21 protein-coding genes and 1 pseudogene are annotated in these 20,573 nt (G+C 72.9%); 15 read left to right on the forward strand and 7 right to left on the reverse strand.

The window, feature by feature from the left end; all coding sequences use genetic code 11:
* Nucleotides 1-9: 9 nt before the first annotated feature.
* Entirely contained in the window at nucleotides 10-540 is a 531-nt protein-coding gene (locus tag DIZ27_RS06305) for a nuclear transport factor 2 family protein (protein ID WP_109377273.1), read from the reverse strand.
* A complete protein-coding gene (gene folP, locus DIZ27_RS06310) occupies nucleotides 537-1,451 on the reverse strand; it encodes a dihydropteroate synthase (protein ID WP_109377274.1) in 915 nt (304 codons plus the stop codon). Before folP ends, DIZ27_RS06305 begins: the two co-directional genes overlap by 4 nt.
* 327 nt (nucleotides 1,452-1,778) lie before the next feature.
* Between folP and DIZ27_RS06320 the strand changes: the two genes are divergently transcribed.
* Nucleotides 1,779-3,107: a hypothetical protein gene (locus DIZ27_RS06320; protein WP_258308262.1), complete on the forward strand. Its 1,329-nt coding sequence runs from the start codon at nucleotides 1,779-1,781 to the stop codon at nucleotides 3,105-3,107.
* Between the two features lie 52 nt (nucleotides 3,108-3,159).
* Here the strand turns inward: DIZ27_RS06320 and DIZ27_RS06325 are convergent, their stop codons facing one another.
* Together DIZ27_RS06325 and DIZ27_RS06330 are read right to left on the reverse strand one after the other, a co-directional pair.
* Nucleotides 3,160-4,494, reverse strand: coding sequence for a PH domain-containing protein (locus tag DIZ27_RS06325; protein WP_109377276.1), 1,335 nt, complete (start codon nucleotides 4,492-4,494; stop codon nucleotides 3,160-3,162).
* Entirely contained in the window at nucleotides 4,491-5,012 is a 522-nt protein-coding gene (locus tag DIZ27_RS06330) for a PH domain-containing protein (protein ID WP_109377277.1), read from the reverse strand. Before DIZ27_RS06330 ends, DIZ27_RS06325 begins: the two co-directional genes overlap by 4 nt.
* A 63-nt stretch (nucleotides 5,013-5,075) precedes the next feature.
* On the opposite strand from DIZ27_RS06330, the gene DIZ27_RS06335 reads away from it, so the two are divergent.
* Nucleotides 5,076-6,227: an NADH-quinone oxidoreductase subunit D gene (locus DIZ27_RS06335; protein WP_109377278.1), complete on the forward strand. Its 1,152-nt coding sequence runs from the start codon at nucleotides 5,076-5,078 to the stop codon at nucleotides 6,225-6,227.
* 36 nt (nucleotides 6,228-6,263) lie between these two features.
* Here the strand turns inward: DIZ27_RS06335 and DIZ27_RS06340 are convergent, their stop codons facing one another.
* Nucleotides 6,264-7,265: an SAM-dependent methyltransferase gene (locus DIZ27_RS06340; protein ID WP_109377279.1), complete on the reverse strand. Its 1,002-nt coding sequence runs from the start codon at nucleotides 7,263-7,265 to the stop codon at nucleotides 6,264-6,266.
* A 118-nt stretch (nucleotides 7,266-7,383) separates the two neighbouring features.
* Between DIZ27_RS06340 and DIZ27_RS06345 the strand changes: the two genes are divergently transcribed.
* The 3 genes from DIZ27_RS06345 (at nucleotide 7,384) to DIZ27_RS06355 (ending at nucleotide 9,995) form a co-directional block, all read left to right on the forward strand.
* Nucleotides 7,384-8,586 carry a sensor histidine kinase gene (locus DIZ27_RS06345; RefSeq protein ID WP_109377280.1) on the forward strand — a complete coding sequence of 401 codons (1,203 nt, stop codon included), beginning with the start codon at nucleotides 7,384-7,386 and terminating at the stop codon, nucleotides 8,584-8,586.
* Between the two features lie 73 nt (nucleotides 8,587-8,659).
* Nucleotides 8,660-9,331 carry a response regulator transcription factor gene (locus DIZ27_RS06350; protein WP_109377281.1) on the forward strand — a complete coding sequence of 224 codons (672 nt, stop codon included), beginning with the start codon at nucleotides 8,660-8,662 and terminating at the stop codon, nucleotides 9,329-9,331.
* Nucleotides 9,332-9,362: 31 nt separating this feature from the next.
* Nucleotides 9,363-9,995 carry an AAA family ATPase gene (locus DIZ27_RS06355; RefSeq protein ID WP_109377282.1) on the forward strand — a complete coding sequence of 211 codons (633 nt, stop codon included), beginning with the start codon at nucleotides 9,363-9,365 and terminating at the stop codon, nucleotides 9,993-9,995.
* A 22-nt stretch (nucleotides 9,996-10,017) separates the two neighbouring features.
* Here the strand turns inward: DIZ27_RS06355 and DIZ27_RS06360 are convergent.
* Nucleotides 10,018-11,258: pseudogene (locus DIZ27_RS06360) on the reverse strand (threonine aldolase family protein).
* Between the two features lie 180 nt (nucleotides 11,259-11,438).
* On the opposite strand from DIZ27_RS06360, the gene DIZ27_RS06365 reads away from it, so the two are divergent.
* From DIZ27_RS06365 to DIZ27_RS06410, 10 genes are all read left to right on the forward strand, one after another.
* Nucleotides 11,439-12,410 (forward strand): Rossmann-like and DUF2520 domain-containing protein, encoded by a 972-nt coding sequence (locus DIZ27_RS06365; protein WP_109377283.1) that lies wholly within the window; start codon nucleotides 11,439-11,441, stop codon nucleotides 12,408-12,410.
* Nucleotides 12,407-13,402 carry a pantoate--beta-alanine ligase gene (gene panC / locus DIZ27_RS06370; protein WP_109377284.1) on the forward strand — a complete coding sequence of 332 codons (996 nt, stop codon included), beginning with the start codon at nucleotides 12,407-12,409 and terminating at the stop codon, nucleotides 13,400-13,402. Before DIZ27_RS06365 ends, panC begins: the two co-directional genes overlap by 4 nt.
* The gene (locus DIZ27_RS06375; protein ID WP_109377285.1) at nucleotides 13,399-15,120 is read left to right on the forward strand and encodes an L-aspartate oxidase; all 1,722 of its coding nucleotides are present in this window, start codon (nucleotides 13,399-13,401) and stop codon (nucleotides 15,118-15,120) included. The genes panC and DIZ27_RS06375 overlap by 4 nt, the downstream gene beginning before the upstream one ends.
* A 5-nt stretch (nucleotides 15,121-15,125) precedes the next feature.
* Nucleotides 15,126-16,121, forward strand: coding sequence for a carboxylating nicotinate-nucleotide diphosphorylase (gene nadC / locus DIZ27_RS06380; protein WP_109377286.1), 996 nt, complete (start codon nucleotides 15,126-15,128; stop codon nucleotides 16,119-16,121).
* Between the two features lie 9 nt (nucleotides 16,122-16,130).
* Nucleotides 16,131-16,928 (forward strand): type III pantothenate kinase, encoded by a 798-nt coding sequence (locus tag DIZ27_RS06385; RefSeq protein ID WP_109377287.1) that lies wholly within the window; start codon nucleotides 16,131-16,133, stop codon nucleotides 16,926-16,928.
* A gap of 123 nt (nucleotides 16,929-17,051) precedes the next feature.
* A complete protein-coding gene (locus DIZ27_RS06390; protein ID WP_109377288.1) occupies nucleotides 17,052-17,753 on the forward strand; it encodes a hypothetical protein in 702 nt (233 codons plus the stop codon).
* 64 nt (nucleotides 17,754-17,817) lie between these two features.
* On the forward strand, nucleotides 17,818-17,997 hold the full coding sequence (locus DIZ27_RS06395) for a hypothetical protein (protein ID WP_109377289.1): 180 nt from the start codon (nucleotides 17,818-17,820) through the stop codon (nucleotides 17,995-17,997).
* A gap of 162 nt (nucleotides 17,998-18,159) precedes the next feature.
* Nucleotides 18,160-18,633 (forward strand): BlaI/MecI/CopY family transcriptional regulator, encoded by a 474-nt coding sequence (locus tag DIZ27_RS06400; protein ID WP_258308263.1) that lies wholly within the window; start codon nucleotides 18,160-18,162, stop codon nucleotides 18,631-18,633.
* A gap of 9 nt (nucleotides 18,634-18,642) precedes the next feature.
* A complete protein-coding gene (locus DIZ27_RS06405; protein ID WP_109377291.1) occupies nucleotides 18,643-19,176 on the forward strand; it encodes an amino-acid N-acetyltransferase in 534 nt (177 codons plus the stop codon).
* A 288-nt stretch (nucleotides 19,177-19,464) separates the two neighbouring features.
* Entirely contained in the window at nucleotides 19,465-19,800 is a 336-nt protein-coding gene (locus DIZ27_RS06410; RefSeq protein WP_109377292.1) for an Lsr2 family protein, read from the forward strand.
* Here DIZ27_RS06410 and DIZ27_RS06415 read toward each other — a convergent pair.
* Entirely contained in the window at nucleotides 19,779-20,405 is a 627-nt protein-coding gene (locus DIZ27_RS06415) for an SCO3374 family protein (RefSeq protein WP_109377293.1), read from the reverse strand. The genes DIZ27_RS06410 and DIZ27_RS06415 overlap by 22 nt on opposite strands.
* Nucleotides 20,406-20,573: the final 168 nt, after the last annotated feature.

Here is a 20,573-nt window from a genome sequence, read left to right on the forward strand (position 1 = left end):
GGACGGATCCTAGGCGGGGGAGTCGGTGTCGTCCGGGGTGTCGGTGTCGTCGGGGGGTTCGTCCTCACCGTTCTCGGCGAGGACGGGGGAGGCGTGGTGGGACCAGAGCTTCCAGCCCGCGGGGGTACGCCGGTAGATGTTGGTGGCGACGACCAGCTGGCCGACCAGGGGGCCGAGCTCCTCGCCCGCCTTCGGCGCGGGACCGCCGCTGAGGATGTTCTCGGTGCAGGTCACCAGGGCGGTGTCGCCGGTGACGGAGACGTGCACGTCGGTGAGGAAGAACTGGATGTAGTCGGTGTTCGCCATGATCAGGGCGTACGACCGGAGCACCTCGCCGCGGCCCGTGAGCACCGGCCAGCCGGGGTGCACGCAGGAGACCACTCCGGTGTCCGCCGGGTCGTGGTAAGTCTCGTCGACGCCCAGGTCGGCCGGGGTGAGCCAGAGCGACGACACCTCCTCGAAGTCACCCTGCTCGAGTGCCTCGTAGAAGGCGGCGTTGGTGGCCTCGACCTGCTCGACGTCGGTGTGAGGCGCGCTCACCGGGTTCCTTCCGCACCGTGCGGGGCGGGCTCGGGGCGCGTGCCGTCCGGGGTGCGCGCCTGTTCGACGGCGCGTACGACCCGTACGGCGTCCGCGGTGGCGCGCACCTCGTGCACGCGGACCGCCCAGGCGCCGCCCTGCGCGGCGAGGGCGGAGACGGCGGCGGTGGCCGCGTCACGTTCCCGGGCGGGCGGGGGCGTGCCGTCGGGCCCGGCCAGGACCTGGCCGAGGAACCGCTTGCGGGACGCGGCCACGAGCAGCGGGTGACCGAGTGCCCGGAGGCGGTCGAGCCGGGCGAGGAGGGCGAGGTCGTGGCCGGTGTCCTTGGAGAAGCCGAGTCCGGGGTCGACGATCACGCGGTCGGCCGCGACGCCGCTCTCCAGCACCGCCGCCACGCGCGCGTGGAGCTCGTCGACGACCTCGGTGACGATGTCGTCGTACGCGCCCCTGATGTTGCCGCCCTCCAGCAGGCCGCGCCAGTGCATGACGACGAAGGGGGCGCCGGCGGCGGCGACGACGCGGAGCATGTCGGGGTCGGCGAGACCGCCGCTCACGTCGTTGACGAGCGCGGCGCCGGCCGTGAGGGACTGTTCGGCGACCGAGGCGCGCATGGTGTCGACGGAGATCGTGACGCCCTCGGCGGCGAGGCCGCGGACCACGGGGATGACGCGCTTGAGTTCCTCGGCCTCGTCGACGCGGGTGGCGCCGGGGCGGGTGGACTCGCCGCCGACGTCTATCAGGTCGGCGCCCTGGGCAACCAGGTCGAGGCCGCGCTTGACGGCGGTCGTCGTGTCGAACCAGCGGCCACCGTCGGAGAAGGAGTCGGGGGTCACGTTCACCACGCCCATGACCGCGCAGCGGTCCCAGTGGGGAAGGCCCGCGACGTGGAGATGTCCGCTGCTGCTGCTCATATGTTCAGCGTATGCCCCGGGCGCGGCCCGGGAGACCCGGACCCTGGGGACCTGGATCCGGAAGACCCGGAAGACCCGGAAGATCTGGAGGGGAGCGGGGTCCGTGCCCCCGTCCGAACCTCCGGCCGGTATTTCCTCAGCGGATCTCGTCGGTCTTCCCGGAAAGTGGTGACCCGCCCCTTCTCGCGAAAATGATCTTGCATATTCGCATGCCGGACCTATTCACGGTTCGGCGGAGTTCCCTGACGCCCTGTGAAAGCCTCGGTGTGGCTTTGTTTTTACGGGGCGGGGCTCCATCATTCGCCTACGCGCGGTAAGTTTCTGGCCATGCCACGTGGACGTCACCGCCATTCCCCGCCCCTGCACAGGATGCTGCCCCCGTCGGCGATCGCAGGCGTCTCCCTCGTCTGCGCCCTGGGGCCCTGGGTGTTCACACAACCGATGGCGCTCCGCCTCCTGGCCGCCGCCGCGGCGGCCACGGCGATCATCGGTGCGGTCGTCATGCGGCACTGGGACACCCAGGCCGGCAAGCAGGTCGCCGACCTCACGCGCGCGCGGGCCGGTGACGAGTGGCGGTTCGAGGAGCGGATCGCCGAACTGGAGGCCGACCTCGACGAGTCGCGCGAACTGCGCGTCAAGCTGGAGCAGCGGCTACGCGCCAAGCGCGCGGAGCTGGCCGGGCTGCGCAACGAGCACGCGGCACTGCTCCGGCGGTACGCCGCCGCGGAGACCGAGCGGGCGAGCGTTCTGGAGGAGCGCCGGGTGCTCGAGATCGAGGCGGCGGTACCGGCCCGTGCGCTGCCGGCGGGGCCTTCGGCGCGGTCCGGTGACGAGACCGCCGGGACGGTCTCCGTGCCGGCGGCCAGGAGCGAGGACGGAACCGCGGGCGGGGCCGCGGTGGAGGAAACGACCGGGGCGGAAGCGGTCGGGGCGGAGCCGACGGCTCCCGCGGTCTTCTCGCCCGAGGGCTCCAAGCTGTTCCTGCGGGCCGAGGCGGCGCTGACCCGGCTCGGCGACGACGCGCGGGAGGAGCACCACGACACTCCCGAGGGTGACGCCTCCGAGGACGACTCCCCCGAGGGCGACGGCCCCGAGCCCGCGAAGAAGCGGAAGTCGGAGCAGCCGCGGAAGGACGGGACGGAGGGGCAGCCGGGGGCGGTCGGCGAGCACGAGCGCGCGGCTTCCTCCGGCCCGGGCATCGACGCCGACACCGGCACCGGCACCGAGCCCGAGGAGCCGTCCCAGCCCGAGCAGTCGGCCCCGCCGGTCCCGCCCGGCCGTTCGGTGCAGCCCTCCGGGCACTTCACCGTGCCGACCGCGGTCGCGGTCGTACCGCCGACGGAGCCCGTCCGGCGTCCGGTGACCGACGGCGGGTTCGACTTCTTCGGTACGCAGAAGGACGAGGGGCCCGACCGGGAGGGCGTCCAGAACGAGGACCTCGCCGATGTCGTCGGCCAGGAGGCCCTGGCCCTGCACAAGCCCGAGGACGACGGCGAGTTCAAGCCGGCCGATGAGGACGCACGGGCCGTCGGCCAGGTCATCGATCTGACGGCGCACGAGGAGCCGGAAGAGGTCGGCACGGCCGGCCCGGACGGCCCGGACGGCACAGCCGACGCGGCGGTCGACACCGAGGGACTGCGCAGCGCGGTCTCCTGAAGCACCGCACGCGTTTTCGGGGGTTCCGGGGTCCGGGTTCCGGGGTCCGGAGTCAGGCCATCCAGCGGTCCGGGCGGGCGTCCCTGCGGCCGGTCCGGGAACGTTCCGCCTGGGCCCGCAGCAGCTCCGCAGCCTCGTCGGCGTCCCGGAGCCGGGCCGTCACGGACTTGTCGGCCCCGGTGTCCACATGGACGTCCGCGACACCCCGGGCGCGCTGCCAGGGCCCCTGGGCCAGCCGTACGCTCTGCACCTTGGCGTGCGGCACCAGGGCGACGGTCCGGCTCAGCAGGCCGTGCCGCGCGGCGAACACGGCGTCGGTGACGGCGAGCCCGTAGCCGCGCCACCACACCGGCACGCACCACCGGGCGCGCCGCGGCGGCCGGGACAGTTCCGCGTGCGACGGCACGTGGACGCCGGGGAGCACGCGCGCGACGACGGACTCGGCGATCTCGCGCGGAGCGACCGGCAGCAGCAGGGAGTTGGACGAGCCGGCCACGTCGAGTTCGACCCGTACCCAGCCCCGGCGCCGCCACAGCAGCGGCTCCACGAGCCGCACGGTCTGCACCCGTCCCGGCGGCACCGTCTCGTGCGCCCGGTCCAGCAGCCCGTGGTCGATCCGCAGTCCGTCGGGCGACTCGCCCAGGGTCCAGTCGTACTCGGTGACGAACCGGCCGACGCTGCTCGCACCCGCCGCGCCGAACAGCGGTACCACGGCGGCGAGGACCGTCCACAGGCTGTGGGTGGCCATCCACAGCAGCGGCACCACGACGAGGGCGGCGATCAGCCAGACCCAGGTCGAGGCGGTCAGCACGAGGGAGAGGGCGAGGACGCCGGGCGGCACGCGCAACAGCTGCCGGGACGGCGCCTCGCCGACCTCGTGCGCCGTCTCGGGTGCGAAACCCGCCGCCCGCGCGAGCAGCTCGGCGCGCAGTGCGCGGGCGTGATCGGCACCCAGGAAAGCGAGTTCGTCCTTCTTGTCGGTGCCGATGACGTCGAGTCTGAGTTTCGACACGCCCGCGATCCGCGCGAGCAGCGGCTGGGTGACGTCGATGGCCTGGATCCGCTCCAGCCGGATGTGCGCGGTGCGGCGGAACAACAGCCCGGTACGGATGCGCAGTTCGCTGTCGGTCACCGCGAAATGGGTGAACCACCAGGTCAGGAAGCCGTAGAGGGCGGCGGCCGGGATGAGGACGCCGAGACCGATCAGCAGGGTCGTCGTGGTCAGCCGGGTCAGCTGACGCTGCGCCTGGTCCGGGTCGTGCAGCGCCCACCCGATGACGACCGCTATGGGCGCCCACGCCCGCCTGAGCGGCGTGACGGGGTGCAGCCGGCGCTCGATCACCGGGCGTCGCCCGCGTACGTCCTCGTGGACCTCCGGGGCCGTCACAGCCCCGCCGATCGGGCCTCGCCCAGCTCCGTGAGCCGGTCGCGCAGCCGTTCGGCCTCGGCCGGGACGAGACCGGGGATGGTGGCGTCGGTCGCCGCGGCCGCCGTGTGCAGCTGCACGCTGGCCAGCCCGAAGTGCCGTTCGACGGGACCGGAGGTGACCTCCACCAGCTGCATCCGCCCGTACGGCACGACCGTCTCCTCGCGCCACAGGACGCCCCGGCTGATCAGCAGGTCGTCGGCGCGCTCGGCGTACCGCCAGGAGCGCCAGTTGCGCTCCAGCATCACCCAGCCCCAGGCCAGCACGGCCAGCGGCAGCACGGCGAAGCCGGCCCAGCCGGGTCCGGCCAGCAGTCCCGGGACCAGCCCGGCGGCCAGGGCGAGCGACCCCAGCCACACCACGAGCATCAGCCGGCGCAGCTTCAACAGCCCCGGTGGCAGCGCGATCCACTGCGGTCCGTCGCCGGGGCTCACCGGCTCCACCGCTGTCCCCGTGTCGTGCGGGTTCCCCGTCTCCATGGGCCCAGCGTACGTAGGCCCCGGCGTGCGCAGGCCCCCGCGTGCGTGGGGGAGACTGGGGTCATGACTCCTACGACGGAGACCACGGTCGGCATCGGCGGCGCCGCGGAGAGCACCGACATGGTGCTCAACATCGGGCCCCAGCATCCGTCCACACACGGCGTGCTGCGGCTGAAGCTCGTCCTGGACGGCGAGCTCATCAACCGCGCGGAGCCCGTGATCGGCTACATGCACCGGGGCGCGGAGAAGCTGTTCGAGGCGCGTGACTACCGCCAGATCATCATGCTGGCCAACCGTCACGACTGGCTGTCGGCGTTCTCCAACGAGCTGGGCGTGGTCCTCGGGGTGGAGCGGATGCTCGGCATGGAGGTCCCCGAACGCGCGGTGTGGCTGCGCACGCTGCTCGCGGAGCTGAACCGGGTGCTCAACCACCTGATGTTCCTCGGTTCCTATCCGCTGGAGCTCGGTGGCATCACGCCGATCTTCTACGCCTTCCACGAGCGCGAGGAGCTCCAGCACGTCATGGAGGAGGTCTCCGGCGGCCGCATGCACTACATGTTCAACCGCGTGGGCGGCCTCAAGGAGGACCTTCCGGCGGGATGGACCACACGCGCGCGCGCCGCGGTCGCCGACGTGCGCTCCCGCATGGACCGCTTCGACGACCTGGTGCTCGGCAACGAGATCTTCCGGGGCCGCACCCGCGGGGTGGGCGTCCTCTCCGCGGACGTCGTGCACGCGTACGGCGTGAGCGGGCCGATCGCCCGTGCCTCGGGCGTCGACTTCGACCTGCGCCGCGACGAGCCGTATCTCGCCTACGGCGAACTGGGTGACGTCCTGAAGGTCGTGACCCGTGAGGAGGGCGACTGCCTCGCCCGCTTCGAGTGCCTCCTGGAGCAGACCTACAACTCCCTCGACCTCGCCGACGCCTGCCTCGACCGGCTCGCCGACCTGCCGCCGGGACCGGTCAACCAGCGGCTCCCGAAGGTCCTCAAGGCGCCCGAGGGGCACACCTACGCGTGGACCGAGAACCCGCTCGGCATCAACGGGTACTACCTGGTCAGCAAGGGCGAGAAGACGCCGTACCGGCTGAAGCTGCGCTCGGCGTCGTACAACAACATCCAGGCGCTCACCGAACTGCTGCCGGGGACGCTGGTCTCGGACATGGTGGCGATCCTGGGGTCGATGTTCTTCGTGGTGGGAGACATCGACAAATAATCGACAAAATCGACGAACAGGTGTCGGTCCGCGGGGTCACTCCGCGAGGACGTCCGGGATTCCCACGGGCTGCAGCAGCCACCCGAAGTCGCCGAGTCCGCCCGTCGCGATGAGTTCGGCGGCCTGGGAGGCGCCCGCGAGGGCGCGTACATAGCCGGCGGGGTCGGCGGACGCCAGCGTGAGCGGGGGGCGCGCGCCCGTGAGGCCCAGGGAGCGCAGGGCCGCCCGCTGGGTGAACAGGCGGGCGCCGGGGAGCGCGCAGGCCGCCGCGCAGGAGTCGAGGGCGACGTGCGCGGTGATGTCGCACGACCCGTCCGGTACGGGCGTCGTCTCCCGCCCTTCCCGGAAACCCGTGAGGGTCCCGAACGGCGGGCGCGCGTCCGCCGAGTGCGCGTAGTCCACGGCGACGGCGAGCCCCCGCTCGAGCGTCCCGACCGCCGACGCCCACGCCACGTCCCGGGACAGCCCGATCTCCGCCCGCAGCCCCTCCCCGGCCGGCAACGGCCACCACCGGGTCAGCCACTCGGCTTCCGGTCCCGTGACCGGCGCCCCGAGCCGTTCCGTGCCGTCCTCCCGGACCAGTACCAGGCGCGAGGCGCCCGCCGGGTCCACCTCGGCGACCTCCAGGGGCACGTTGTCCAGCCACTCGTTGGCGAACAGCAGTCCGGTGATCCGTTCCGGGGGCTCGGTCCGCCACTCGATCCCGCGGTCGAGCCCACCGGGACGGCCGGCGAGTTCGACGGCGTACGCACGCACGCGCGCCGCCACCTCGGCGGGCAGTGCGGCGAGCACCCCCGTGACCAGTTCGCCCCGGCCCGCCCCCATGTCCACGAAGTCGAGCACCGCGGGCCGCCCCAGCGCCTCGTCGACCCGGCACAGCAGCCGGGCCACGGCCTCCGCGAACAGCGGTGAGGCGTGCACCGACGTACGGAAGTGCCCGGCGGGGCCCTCCGGTCGGCGGTAGAAGCCGTCCGGCCCGTACAGGGCGGTCCGGGCCGCCGCCCGCCAACCGCGCCACCCGCTCGTCGTCGCTGTCACGGGGCCAGGTTAAGGGCGCGGATATGCCGGGTCTCCACCTTGCGGAGTACGTGTGCCGACCGGGGATCGGCCCTCCGGTTGACCCCTGCACGCATTCTGCTTCCCTACGCTGGGTTGCGTGCAGCGCTTCTATGATTTTCTCCGCAGGCACCCGACAGGGGTCGACGGCTTCTGGGCCGTGGTCCTGTTCGGGATTTCGGTGCTGGGCGGAGCGAGCGCGCAGGAGACCGAGGGGACCGATCTGCCGGCCCTCACCGTGCCGGTCATGCTGCTGCTGTCGCTGGTCGTGGCGCTGCGTCGGCGGATGCCGGAGCGGATGCTGGTCCTGGCCGTCGTGGTGGGCGTGCTCCAGGTGGTCCTCGACGTGGCGACGATGCCCGCCGACTTCGCGCTGCTGGTGATCGTCTACACGGTCGCGACCGTCGGCGCCCGCTGGGCCTCCCGTCTGGCGCTGGCCGCCGGCCTGTGCGCGGCTCCCGTGGCGCAGGCGCGCTGGCCGTTCGAGGACGTGAGCGTGGCGGGCAACATCGCCATGGTGATATTCCAGACCGTGCCCTTCGCCCTCGCCTGGGTGCTCGGCGACTCCATGCGCACCCGGCGTGCCTACTTCGCCCAGCTGGAGGAGCGCGCCGCCCGGCTGGAGAAGGAGCGCGAGGCGCAGGCCAAGGTCGCGGTCGCCGCCGAACGCGCCCGCATAGCGCGTGAACTGCACGACGTCGTCGCCCACAACGTGTCGGTGATGGTGGTCCAGGCCGACGGCGCCGCCTACGTCCTCGACGCCGCGCCCGACCAGGCGAAGAAGGCCCTGGAGACCATCTCCTCCACCGGCCGCCAGGCCCTCGCCGAGATGCGCCGCCTGCTCGGCGTGCTGCGCACCGGCGAGCACCAGGAGGCCGGCGAGTACGTGCCGCAGCCCGACGTGCAGCAGATCGAGGACCTCGTCGAGCAGTGCCGGGAGTCCGGACTGCCGGTGGACTTCAAGGTCGAGGGCACCCCGCGTCCGCTGCCCAGCGGCGTCGAACTCACCGCGTACCGCATCGTGCAGGAGGCGCTCACCAACACCCGCAAGCACGGCGGGCCCGACACGGGCGCCAGTGTGCGCCTGGTGTACTTCGACGACGGTCTCGGCCTGCTGGTCGAGGACGACGGCAAGGGCGCCCCGCACGAGCTGTACGAGGAGGGCGGGTTCGACGGCCAGGGCCACGGTCTGATCGGGATGCGCGAGCGGGTCGGGATGGTCGGCGGAACCCTGGACGCGGGTCCGCGGCCGGGCGGAGGATTCCGCATCAGTGCCCTGCTGCCGCTCAAACCCGGCCCCTGACACCCGGACGCTTGGGCACGTCCATTGTTCACACCTGTAACACTGGCCTGGAACCGGACTGGAAGAGGACCCGATGGCGATCCGCGTGATGCTCGTCGACGACCAGGCGCTGCTGCGCACCGGGTTCCGGATGGTGCTCGACGCCCAGCCGGACATGGAGGTCGTGGCGGAGGCGGGCGACGGCGTGGAGGCCCTCCAGGTGCTGCGCGCCACCGCCGTCGACGTGGTGCTCATGGACGTCCGGATGCCGAAGCTGGACGGGGTGGAGACGACCCGCCGGATCTGCGTGGACACCGACCCGCCGAAGGTGCTGATCCTGACCACCTTCGACCTCGACGAGTACGCCTTCTCCGGGCTGAAGGCCGGCGCCTCCGGCTTCATGCTCAAGGACGTGCCCCCCGGCGAACTGCTCGCCGCGATCCGCGCGGTGCACAGCGGTGACGCCGTGGTCGCGCCGTCCACCACCCGCCGGCTCCTGGACCGCTTCGCCCCCATGCTGCCGTCCACCGCCGAGCAGCCCCGGCACAAGGGGCTGGAGCGGCTCACCGAGCGGGAGCGGGAGGTCATGGTGCTGGTCGCGCAGGGCCTGTCCAACGGCGAGATCGCGGCCCGGCTGGTGCTGTCGGAGGCGACGGTGAAGACGCACGTGGGCCGCATCCTGACCAAGCTGGGGCTGCGGGACCGGGTGCGGGTGGTGGTCCTCGCCTACGAGACGGGACTGGTGCGGGCCGGCGGACACGGCTGACCGTGGGCCCCGGCGTCGGTAGGGTCGGCGCATGCTGCTGTGGATCAACGGCCCTTTCGGGGGCGGTAAGACACAAACCGCGTACGAGATACACCGTCGTCTCCCGGGCAGCGTCGTCTGTGACCCGGAGCACGCCGGATTCGGGCTGCGCCGCATGCTGCCGCCCGAACTGCGGGGAGACTTCCGAGATCTGACCTCCTGGCGGCAGGGCGTCGTCGAGGTCCTCGACCTCGCCCTGACCCGGCACGACGGCGTCGTGATCGCGCCGATGACGGTCACGGACTCCGGCCACTTCGCCGAGACGATCGGTCGGCTGCGCGAACTCGGCCACGACGTACACCACTTCGCCCTCCTCGCCGAACGGGAGACGGTGCTGAGGCGGCTGCGCGAACGCGGCCTCGAACGCCTGCTGCGCTCCGCCATCGGGAAGAACACCGTTCCGCACCGGGAGAGTTGGGCCGTTCAGCAGCTCGACCACTGTCTGGAGCGGCTCGCCGAGCCGGAGTTCGCCGAGCAGCTGTGGACGGACCACACCACCGTGCCGAAGACGGCGGACCGCATCGCCGTACTGGCGGGACTGGAACTGCGCCCCAACCGTGAGGGCCCGCTGCGCACCCGGCTGCGGCAGGCGCGCGTCGGACTCCGGCACATCCGCTTCGACTGAGGCCCCCGCTGACATCCGGGCCCTACCGCCCGGGCGTCCCCGTCCCCGTCCCCGTCCCCGTCGTCGTCGCCGTCAGCCGGTCCACGAAGTCCGCGGCCGCCGTCCGTACGTCGTCGGGGGTCCACTCCAGGCCGGCCGCCCGCACGTACACCTCGGTGAGCGCCAGGCCGGGGCCCTGTCGCTCCCAGCCGTTGGCGAACAGCATGGTTCCCGTCTCCTCGGCCGTGCGGATCGCCGCCTGGGTGAGGGCCTCCGCGTCGTACGGCAGCCACACCTGGAAGTCGTGGGTGTGCGGCACCTCGGGATGGACGCGGGCCCACGGCACCCCGGCCGCGGCCAGGCCCTCGCGCAGCGCGGCGGCCACCACGCGCGCGTGGGTGACGTACTCCGGCAGCCGGGGCAGCTCCCGCTCCAGGCCGATCAGGGCCGACAACGCGGTCGGGAACTGCTGGAAGGCGGTGCCGCCGTACCGGTGCCGCCAGGCCTTCGCCTCCGCCACCAGGGCCCCGGGACCGGCGAGGGCCGCGCCGCCGAAGCCGTCGAGCGACTTGTAGAACGACACGTAGACGCTGTCCGCCAGGCCGGCGATCTCGTCCAGTGGCCGGCCGAAGTGGACGGCGCACTCCCACAGCCGGGCCCGTCGAAGTGCACCACGGCCTCGCGCTCCCGCGCGGCGTCCACCACCTCGGTGAGCTCCTCCCAGGTGGGCAGCAGGAAACCGGCGTCCCGGAGGGGAAGCTCCAGCATCAGCGCGCCGAAGGGCTCCTCGAAGTCCCGCACCTCGGCGGCGGTCGGCATCCTGGGCTCGCTCGTCACCCGCACCGGACGCAACCCGGCGACCCGGCTGAACGCGTTCCGCTCATGGACCTCGGGGTGGCTGAGCCCGTGCAGGGCGACGACGGGGTTGCCGGTACGGCCCGCCCAGCAGCGCAGAGCCACCTGCTGGGCCATCGTGCCGGTCGGGAAGAACGCGGCGGCCCCGGTGCCGAGGAGCCCGGCGACCCGCTCCTCCAGCGCCTCGACGACACCGTCGCCGTACAGGTCGGACGCCTCGTCCAGGTCGTACCGGCCGTCCGCCTCCGCCAGCAGCGCCAGCCGTTCCCGGAGCGTGCCCAGGAACCCGAGGCGGGCGAGGACGCGCGGAGCACCGCGGTAGGCGGCGACCCGCCGTGCGCGGAGCTCCCGGTGCCCCTCCTCGCCGGTGTGCTGCTCGTCCTGCCCCGCCGTGCCGTTCCCCGCCGTATCGCTCATGCCCGGGATCATCCCCCGCGCGGGGGAGCGAGGGCATCGGGGTTTTCGTTCTGCGTTCTGCGTTCCGCGTTCTGCGTTCTGCGTTCCGCGCACGGCGACGGCACGACCGAACACCCGGGGAACCGATCGCGTTAACATGACGAGAAATCGTCCGGTACCCCGAGCGGACTGGAACGGGAAGGCCGCCGTCGCGTGAACACAGCCCCACAGCCGGATCCCAGGGACCGCCCCGCGCGGCTCACCGTCGGCGTCGTCGGCGCCGGGCGCGTGGGCCCGGCCCTGGCCGCGTCCCTCCAACTCGCCGGACACCGCCCGGTGGCCGTCTCCGCCGTCTCCGCCGCGTCCAGGAGGCGCGCCGAGCAGCTGCTCCCCGGCGTACCCGTGGTCCCGCCCGCCGAGGTGCTGGAGCGGGCCGAGCTGGTGCTGCTGACCGTCCCGGACGACGCGCTGCCCGAGCTGGTCTCCGGGCTCGCCGGGACGGGCGCGGTACGGCCGGGGCAACTCCTCGCGCACACCTCCGGGCGGTACGGCGCGAAGGTGCTGGACCCCGCCCTGCGGGCCGGGGCGCTGCCACTGGCCCTGCACCCGGCGATGACGTTCATCGGCACCCCCGTGGACGTGCAGCGGCTCGCCGGGTGCTCCTTCGGCGTCACCGCGCCCGAGGAGCTGCGGCTGGCCGCCGAGGCGCTTGTGATCGAGATGGGCGGCGAGCCGGAGTGGATCGCCGAGGAGAACCGCCCGCTCTACCACGCGGCCCTCGCCCTGGGCGCCAACCACCTGGTCACCCTGGTCGCGCAGTCCCTGGAACTGCTGCGCACCGCCGGGGTCGAGGCACCCGACCGGATGCTCGGCCCGCTGCTCGGCGCGGCCCTGGACAACGCCCTGCGCTCCGGCGACGCGGCCCTCACCGGCCCCGTCGCGCGCGGTGACGCCGGCACCGTCTCCGCGCACGTCGCCGAGTTGCGCCGGCACGCCCCGCAGGCCGTCGCCGGCTACCTGGCGATGGCCCGCGCGACCGCGGACCGCGCCCTCGCCCACGGCCTGCTGAAGCCGGAGCTCGCCGAGGACCTGCTCGGGGTACTCGCCGACGGGACGACGGGCACCACCGGCGAAACGGGCGCCCCCGACGAAGGTGAAGGCAAAGGCGAAGGGGAATCCCGATGACCACCACCCTGCTGCGCACCGCCGGGGAACTGCACGCACGCGCGCGTACGGGCCGCCGCGCCGTGGTGATGACCATGGGCGCCCTGCACGAGGGCCACGCCACCCTGATCCGCGCCGCACGCGACATCGCGGGCGCCGACGGAGAGGTGGTGGTCACCGTCTTCGTCAACCCGCTGCAGTTCGGCGAGGGCGAGGACCTCGACCGGTACCCGCGCACCCTGGACGCCGATCTCGAGGTCGCCGGACAGGCGGGCGCCGACGCCGTCTTCGCCCCGTCGGCCGAGGAGGTCTACCCGGGCGGCGAACCCCAGGTCCGCATCAGCGCCGGCCCCATGGGCGAACGCCTGGAGGGCGCCGCCCGCCCCGGTCACTTCGACGGCGTGCTCACCGTCGTCGCCAAACTGCTGCACCTCACGCGCCCCGACGTCGCCCTGTACGGCGAGAAGGACGCCCAGCAGCTCGCCCTGATCCGCCGCATGGTGCGCGACCTGAACTTCGGCGTCGACATCGTCGGTGTCCCCACCGTCCGCGAGGACGACGGACTGGCCCTGTCCAGCCGCAACCGCTACCTCTCCGCCGCGGAGCGGCGCACCGCCCTCGCACTGTCCGGCGCGCTGTTCGCCGGCCGGGACCGGCACGCCGCGCAGGAGGCGCTGCGCGCGCGGGCCCGCGAGGTGCCCTCCACGCGCGCGCGTGCCGAGGCGCTCAGCGCGCTGGGCGAGTCCCGCGCGGCGGCCGACGCGCACGCCGTCGCCACGGCGGCCGGTCCGGCGGCCGTCCGTGCCGCCGCCCGCCAGGTCCTCGACGGGGCCGCCCGCCTCACCCCGCCGCTCGCCCTGGACTACCTGGCCCTGGTCGACCCCTCGGACTTCACCGAGATCGGCGACGGCTTCACCGGCGAGGCCGTCCTCGCCGTGGCCGCCCGGATCGGGACGACCCGCCTGATCGACAACATCCCCCTGACCTTCGGCACCCTCGGAGCCGCCTCGTGACCAGCACAGGCATACGACTGCACGCGCCCGCGCCCGGGTGGTCCATCGACGCGGACGTCGTGGTCGTCGGCTCCGGTGTCGCCGGACTGACCGCGGCGCTGCGCTGCGAGGCCGCCGGGCTGGCCACCGTCGTGGTCACCAAGGCCCGGCTCGACGACGGTTCCACCCGCTGGGCCCAGGGCGGCATCGCCGCGGCACTCGGCGAGGGCGACACCCCCGAGCAGCACCGGGACGACACCCTGGTGGCCGGCGCGGGCCTGTGCGACGAGGAAGCGGTCCGCCTCCTCGTCACCGAGGGCCCCGACGCCGTACGTCGTCTCATCGCCACCGGCGCCCACTTCGACGAGACCTCCGAGGGCGGCCTGGAACTGACCCGAGAGGGCGGTCACCACCGGCGGCGCATCGCGCACGCGGGCGGGGACGCCACCGGCGCGGAGATCTCCCGCGCGCTGGTGGAGGCCGTGCGTACGCGCGGGATGCGCACCATCGAGAACGCGCTCGTCCTGGACCTGCTGACGGACGCCGAGGGCCGCACCGCGGGTGTGACCCTGCACGTCATGGGGGAGGGCCAGCACGACGGCGTGGGGGCCGTGCACGCCCCCGCGGTGGTGCTCGCGACCGGCGGCATGGGCCAGGTGTTCAGCGCGACCACGAACCCCTCCGTCTCCACCGGCGACGGTGTGGCGCTGGCCCTGCGCGCGGGCGCCGAGGTCAGCGACCTCGAGTTCGTCCAGTTCCACCCGACCGTCCTGTTCCTCGGCTCCGACGCGGAGGGCCAGCAGCCCCTGGTCTCCGAGGCGGTCCGCGGCGAGGGCGCCCACCTGGTCGACGCCGACGGCGTGCGCTTCATGGTGGGGCAGCACGAGCTCGCCGAACTCGCCCCGCGCGACGTCGTCGCCAAGGGCATCATGCGCCGGATGCGGGAGCGGGACGCCGAGCACATGTACCTCGACGCCCGCCACTTCGGCGCCGAGATGTGGGAGCACCGCTTCCCGACGATCCTCGCGGCCTGCCGCGCCCACGGCATCGACCCGGTCACCGAGCCCGTGCCGGTCGCCCCGGCCGCCCACTACGCCTCCGGCGGCGTCCGCACCGACTCCCGGGGCCGCACCACCGTCCCCGGTCTGTACGCGTGCGGGGAGGTCGCCTGCACCGGCGTGCACGGCGCCAACCGGCTCGCCTCCAACTCCCTCCTGGAGGGCCTGGTCTACGCCGAGCGCATCGCCGCCGACATCGCCGCGAGCCGGACCGGGGACACCCTCCGCGCGCGCGTGCCGCAGCCCCTCCCGCAGGCCGATCGCCCCGGGCACCCCCTGCTCCCCCCGGAGGCCCGCTTCACCATCCAGCGGATCATGACCCGGGGAGCCGGCGTGCTGCGCTCCGCCGACTCGCTCGCCCAGGCCGCCGACGGGCTCCAGCGGCTGCACGCCGACGCCCGCGACGCCCTCGACGAGAACGGCAAGACCGCCGAGCCCGGCGTCGACACCTGGGAGACCACCAACCTCCTGTGCGTGGCCCGCGTCCTGGTCGCCGCCGCGCGGCAGCGCGAGGAGACCCGCGGCTGCCACTGGCGCGAGGACCGGCCCGAGCGCGACGACACCGCCTGGCGCCGGCACATCGTCGTACGGCTGAACCCGGACCGCACGCTGGCGGCGCACACCACCGACGCCACGGACTTCCCCCCGACCCTCCCCCTTCAGGCCCCCCAGGAGCAGTGACTGCCGTGACCACCCCAGATCTTCCCCTCGCCCCGTCCGGTGGCTGCGGCGGCGGCTGCGCCTGCGGCGCGGACTCCGACGAGGCCCACGACGGATACGACGACTACACGGAGTGCGGCCTCGACCCCGCGCTCGCCCAGCTCCTGGCCGACGCCGGTCTGGACCCGGTGGAGGTCGAGGACATCGCCCAGGTCGCCATCCAGGAGGACCTGGCGGGCGGCGTGGACGTGACGACGGTCGCGACCATCCCGGAGGACGCCGTCGCCACCGCCGACTTCAGCGCGCGGGAACCGGGCGTCGTGGCGGGCCTGAGGATCGCCGAGGCCGTCATGTCGGTGGTCTGCACGGCGGAGTTCGAGGTCGAACGACACGTGGAGGACGGCGACCGGGTGGAGGCCGGCGACAAGCTGCTCTCCGTCACCGCCCGCACCCGGGACCTCCTCACGGCGGAACGCAGCGCCCTGAACCTCCTGTGCCGTCTGTCGGGCATCGCGACGGCCACGCGCGCGTGGGCGGACGCCCTGGAAGGCACCCGGGCCGAGGTCCGCGACACCCGCAAGACCACCCCGGGCCTGCGCTCCCTGGAGAAGTTCGCCGTGCGCTGCGGCGGCGGCGTCAACCACCGCATGTCGCTCTCCGACGCGGCCCTGGTCAAGGACAACCACGTCATCGCCGCGGGCGGTGTCGCCCAGGCCTTCCAGGCGGTCCGGGAACGCTTCCCCGACGTGCCGATCGAGGTCGAGGTCGACACCCTGCACCAGCTCCGTGAGGTCGTGGACGCCGGTGCCGACCTGATCCTGCTGGACAACTTCACGCCCGGTGAGTGCGAGGAGGCCGTGGCCGTCGTCGCCGGCCGGGCCGCGCTGGAGGCGTCCGGCCGGCTCACCCTCGGCAACGCCAAGGCGTACGCCGACACGGGAGTCGACTACCTCGCCGTGGGAGCCCTGACCCACTCCTCGCCGATCCTGGACATCGGCCTGGACCTGCGGACAGCGGAGTAGGGGCCGGCCATGCTGCTGACGATCGACGTGGGCAACACGCACACCGTCCTGGGTCTGTTCGACGGCGAGGACATCGTCGAGCACTGGCGGATCTCCACCGACCCGCGGCGCACGGCCGACGAGTTCGCGGTCCTGCTCCAGGGCCTGATGGGCATGCACCCCCTGCTCGGCGACGAGCTGGGTGACGGCATCGACGGCATCGCCATCTGCGCGACGGTCCCCTCCGTCCTGCACGAACTCCGTGAGGTGACCCGCCGCTACTACGGCGACGTGCCCGCGGTGCTGGTCGAGCCGGGCGTGAAGACGGGCGTGCCGATCCAGTTCGACAACCCCAAGGAGGTCGGCGCCGACCGCATCATCAACGCGGTCGCGGCGAACGAGCTCTACGGCGGTCCGGCGATCGTCGTCGATTTCGGCACCGCCACCACCTTCGACGCGATCTCGGTGCGCGGGGAGTACGTCGGCGGGGTCATCGCTCCCGGCATCGAGATCTCGGTGGAGGCCCTCGGGGTCAGGGCCGCGCAGCTGCGCAAGATCGAGGTGGCGCGGCCCCGGAGCGTGATCGGCAAGAACACGGTCGAGGCGATGCAGTCCGGCATCGTCTACGGCTTCGCCGGCCAGGTGGACGGCGTGGCCCGCCGGATGGCCCGCGAGCTCTCCGACGACCCCGATCAGGTGACCGTCATCGCGACGGGCGGGCTGGCACCGATGGTCCTGGGCGAGAGCGCGGTCATCGACGAGCACGAGCCCTGGCTGACCCTCATCGGCCTGCGCCTGGTCTACGAACGGAACATGTCGCGGATGTGACGGAGCGGGCGGACGCCTTCCACCCGGGTGGAAGGCGTCCGCCACACCCGTCCGCTATGCGGGGTTTGTCTGATTAGCGCGTATCGTCACGGCATGCCCACGCCCTACGGAACGCGCGGCGGCATGGTGTTCGGCGCGGAGGAGCTGCGCGTGCTCCGCCGCGCCCTCGCCCTCGCCCTGCACCCCACGTCCGCCTCGGCCGAAGACGTCCAGGACTGCCTCCGCCTCGCCGACTCCCTCGACGAGGCGATGCGGGAGTACGCCAGGCTGCGCGCCTTCCTGGTGGCCGACCTCGGCCGCTACCGCGCCGCCCTCCCCGGCACCGCCGCCGGCTATCTCGCGCTCCTGGAGGAGGTGCTGGGCGCCGGGTACCGCCCCGACCCCGACGACCTCGCCGCGCTCCGGGCGCTGCGCGGCAACCCCACCGCCGCCGCCCTCCTGGACCGCTGCCGGCTCCTCGCCGAGCAGGACGTGCGCGCCCGCCTCGCCGGCCGTACGGTCCCTGCCGCCGCCCCCCTGCCCGGCGTCCCGGTCTCCCGCACCCGGCTCCTCGCCCTGCCGGGCGGCCAGGCTCAGGACACCGAGGGTGCCGAGGGCTCGAAGAGGCCGGAGAGGTCGGAGAGGCCGGAGAGGCCTGCGGAGACCGAGAAGCCCGAGAAGAACCCGGAGCGCGAGCCGTCCGCCCCGCGGCCCGAGCCCGCGCCGAACCCGGCTCCCGCCCCCGGCGCGCCGAAGCCCGGCCGTCCCTTTCCCACCCCGGGCGAGGTCTTCCCCCGCCGCAAGCCGGCTCCGCCCCCGTCGGGCCGGCGGCTGGCCGTGGGCTGAGAAACCCGCCGCCCCGCGCCCACCCCCGCCCGGCCGTCCGTCGAGCCCTGGCTACCCTGGACCCATGGAATACGTCGCCGCGTTGCTGCCCTCGGCCGTCATGGCCGCCCTCTTCATCGCTGTGATCCGGGTGATCGTGAAGACCCAGGGCGGCGCCAACAAGGCCAAGGAGGACGCCGCCGTGGACGCGGCCCTCGCCCGCGCGGAGGGCGCCCGGCAGCCCTCCGCCAGGGCCGACGGCTGACCGGAGGCACGCCGAGCGCAAGCACGGCAGCTGGTCCGGGCGTAGGGCTCGAGCGTGGTCGAGCACGGCCCGTGCGCCCTTTTTGTTCGCGTTTGCCGGTGTTCGCGGATGTTCGAGCGCGTTCGGTGCGCAGCGGGCGATATTTCCCACTACTGTGCAGTTGTGCCTCGCCCACTGGGAGAACTCGAAGACGCGGTCATGACGCGGGTGTGGAAGTGGAACCGCCCGGTGACCGTTCGGGAAGTCCTGGAAGATCTGCAGAAGGAACGGTCCATCGCGTACACCACGGTGATGACCGTTCTGGACAATCTCCATCAGAAGGGCTGGGTGCGCCGTGAGGCGGAAGGCCGGGCCTATCGATATGAGGCGGTCTCCACCCGCGCCGCCTACGCCGCCGCGCTGATGAACGAGGCGTGGTCGCAGAGCGACAACGCCGCCGCCGCACTCGTCGCCTTCTTCGGCATGATGAGCGAGGAACAGCGACAGTCCCTCACGGACGCGGTACGCGTTGTCGGGCTGCCGGAAACGAGGGAACAACCCCGCCCGACCGAACAACCCGGATCTGCTCGACAACCCGGCCCGGCGGAACCTCCGGGTGAGAGCCCCGCCTCCGCAGAGGGCCGCGGCGGGCGATAGCGTCCGCTCATGTCAGCAGACAGCCCCGATGTCACCGCAAAAGCCATCACCGTCCGCCGGGCCCGCACCAGCGATGTCCCGGCCGTGCGCCGCCTCCTTGACGCCTACGTCCGCAAGGGCATCCTGCTCGACAAAGCAACGGTGACGCTTTACGAGGCGATCCAGGAGTTCTGGATCGCGGAACGGGACGACAACGCCGAGGTGGTCGGCTGCGGCGCACTGCATGTGATGTGGGAAGACCTCGCGGAAGTCCGTACTCTCGCCGTGAAGCCCGGTCTGAAGGGCGCCGGTGTGGGCCACCACTTGCTGGAGAAGTTGCTGCAGACCGCCCGCTGGCTAGGTGTTCGCCGGGTTTTCTGTCTGACCTTCGAAGTCGAGTTCTTCGGCAGGCACGGCTTCGTGGAGATCGGTGAGACACCGGTCGACACCGATGTGTACGCCGAGCTGCTGCGTTCCTATGACGAGGGAGTCGCGGAGTTCCTGGGTCTCGAACGAGTGAAACCGAACACCCTGGGCAACAGCCGGATGCTTCTGCATCTGTGATCGTCGCCGTTCCGTACCCGTGTTCCGTGCCCGATGCCATGCGGCGGAGGGCCCCACGCGCAACGCCAAGGCATATTCCGCATCGGGCCCTTGCCGTCGTTCCCTATGTCCGAAACGCGCACGTTTCCGGGCTGTGGGCGGGCGGCGGCCCTCTCCCCGGGGTTTGTGTTTTTCCGTCAAAAGCGGTTTGCTTTCCGAGGTACTGCAGTAGTTCATATAACAAGGGGACGGCGATACGGCGGATGCCGGTACATCCCGGTCCTCAAGTTGTCGATGAAAGGAAATCCGGTGGCACAGAAGGTTCAGGTCCTTCTTGTCGACGACCTCGACGGCGGCGAGGCGGACGAGACCGTGACGTTCGCGTTGGACGGCAAGACATACGAGATCGATCTCACCACCGCCAATGCGGACAAGCTCCGCGGCCTTCTCGAGCCTTACGTGAAGGGCGGCCGTCGTACGGGAGGCCGTGCCTCGGGCGGGCGCGGAAAGGCCCGCGCCTCTGCCGGCGGAAACCAGGACACCGCGGCGATCCGCGCCTGGGCGAAGGCGAACGGTCACGAGGTCAACGACCGCGGCCGTGTTCCCGCGGCCATTCGCGAGGCCTACGAGCGGGCGAACGGCTGAGCGTCGGTTCGACCGGCCTCGCGCAGGTCGGCCGGCGGTCGGTCACAGGCGCGCAGCAGTCGAACGCGGTGGCACTCGGTGGCCACCGTGCTCACCAGTCGTACGAGATCGGGGGCGCCGCCCCGGCCCCCCGTCGCCGACAGCGTCGGCAGCGAGGCCTCGACCTCGCGCCCCGGCCCGGGGGGTCGCAGCCAGACGGCGGCCCCCTGTGAACCGGCGCGGCCCGCAGGGGGCCGGCCGGCCGCGGGGGGCGGCGGAGCGTCGATGAGCCCGCCCGCGCCGATCGCGGCGAGATCGAGGGCCAGCGTGCCCCACTCCAGCCAGTCGAGCAGTCCCGGCAGTTCCTCCGCGCTGCCCGCGGCCACCAGCAGCAGCATCCGGCCGCGCTGCAGGGCCACCGGAAACCCCGCGGCCGCGGGTCCTGGCCGCAGCCCCGCCCGCCCGTCACCCCGCAGGCGCTCCAGCGCCGCGTGTCCCGCCTCGGCGGGTACGTCCAGGACGTCGAAGCGCACCCCCGCCGACAGGCGCACCGGGTCCCCGGGCACCGTCGGCCAGCCCTGTTCGTTCTCGTACCAGTGCCGGACCGGATCGATCGGGTCGACCATGCCAAGTGCAACTGCCGGAAGGCCGTTCGGGTTACGCTAGGTGCATACGCATGCGCATAGAGTGTCGAACAAAGGGGCGTGAGGGGGTATGAGGAGGCGCAAGGTTGTTCGCCCGTAGCGGAGGGAACCCGTGCGCTCGGCATGGATTGTCGGTGGCAGCGGGTAAGA

Source organism: Streptomyces sp. NWU339, from assembly GCF_003143855.1.
Lineage (GTDB): Bacteria > Actinomycetota > Actinomycetes > Streptomycetales > Streptomycetaceae > Streptomyces.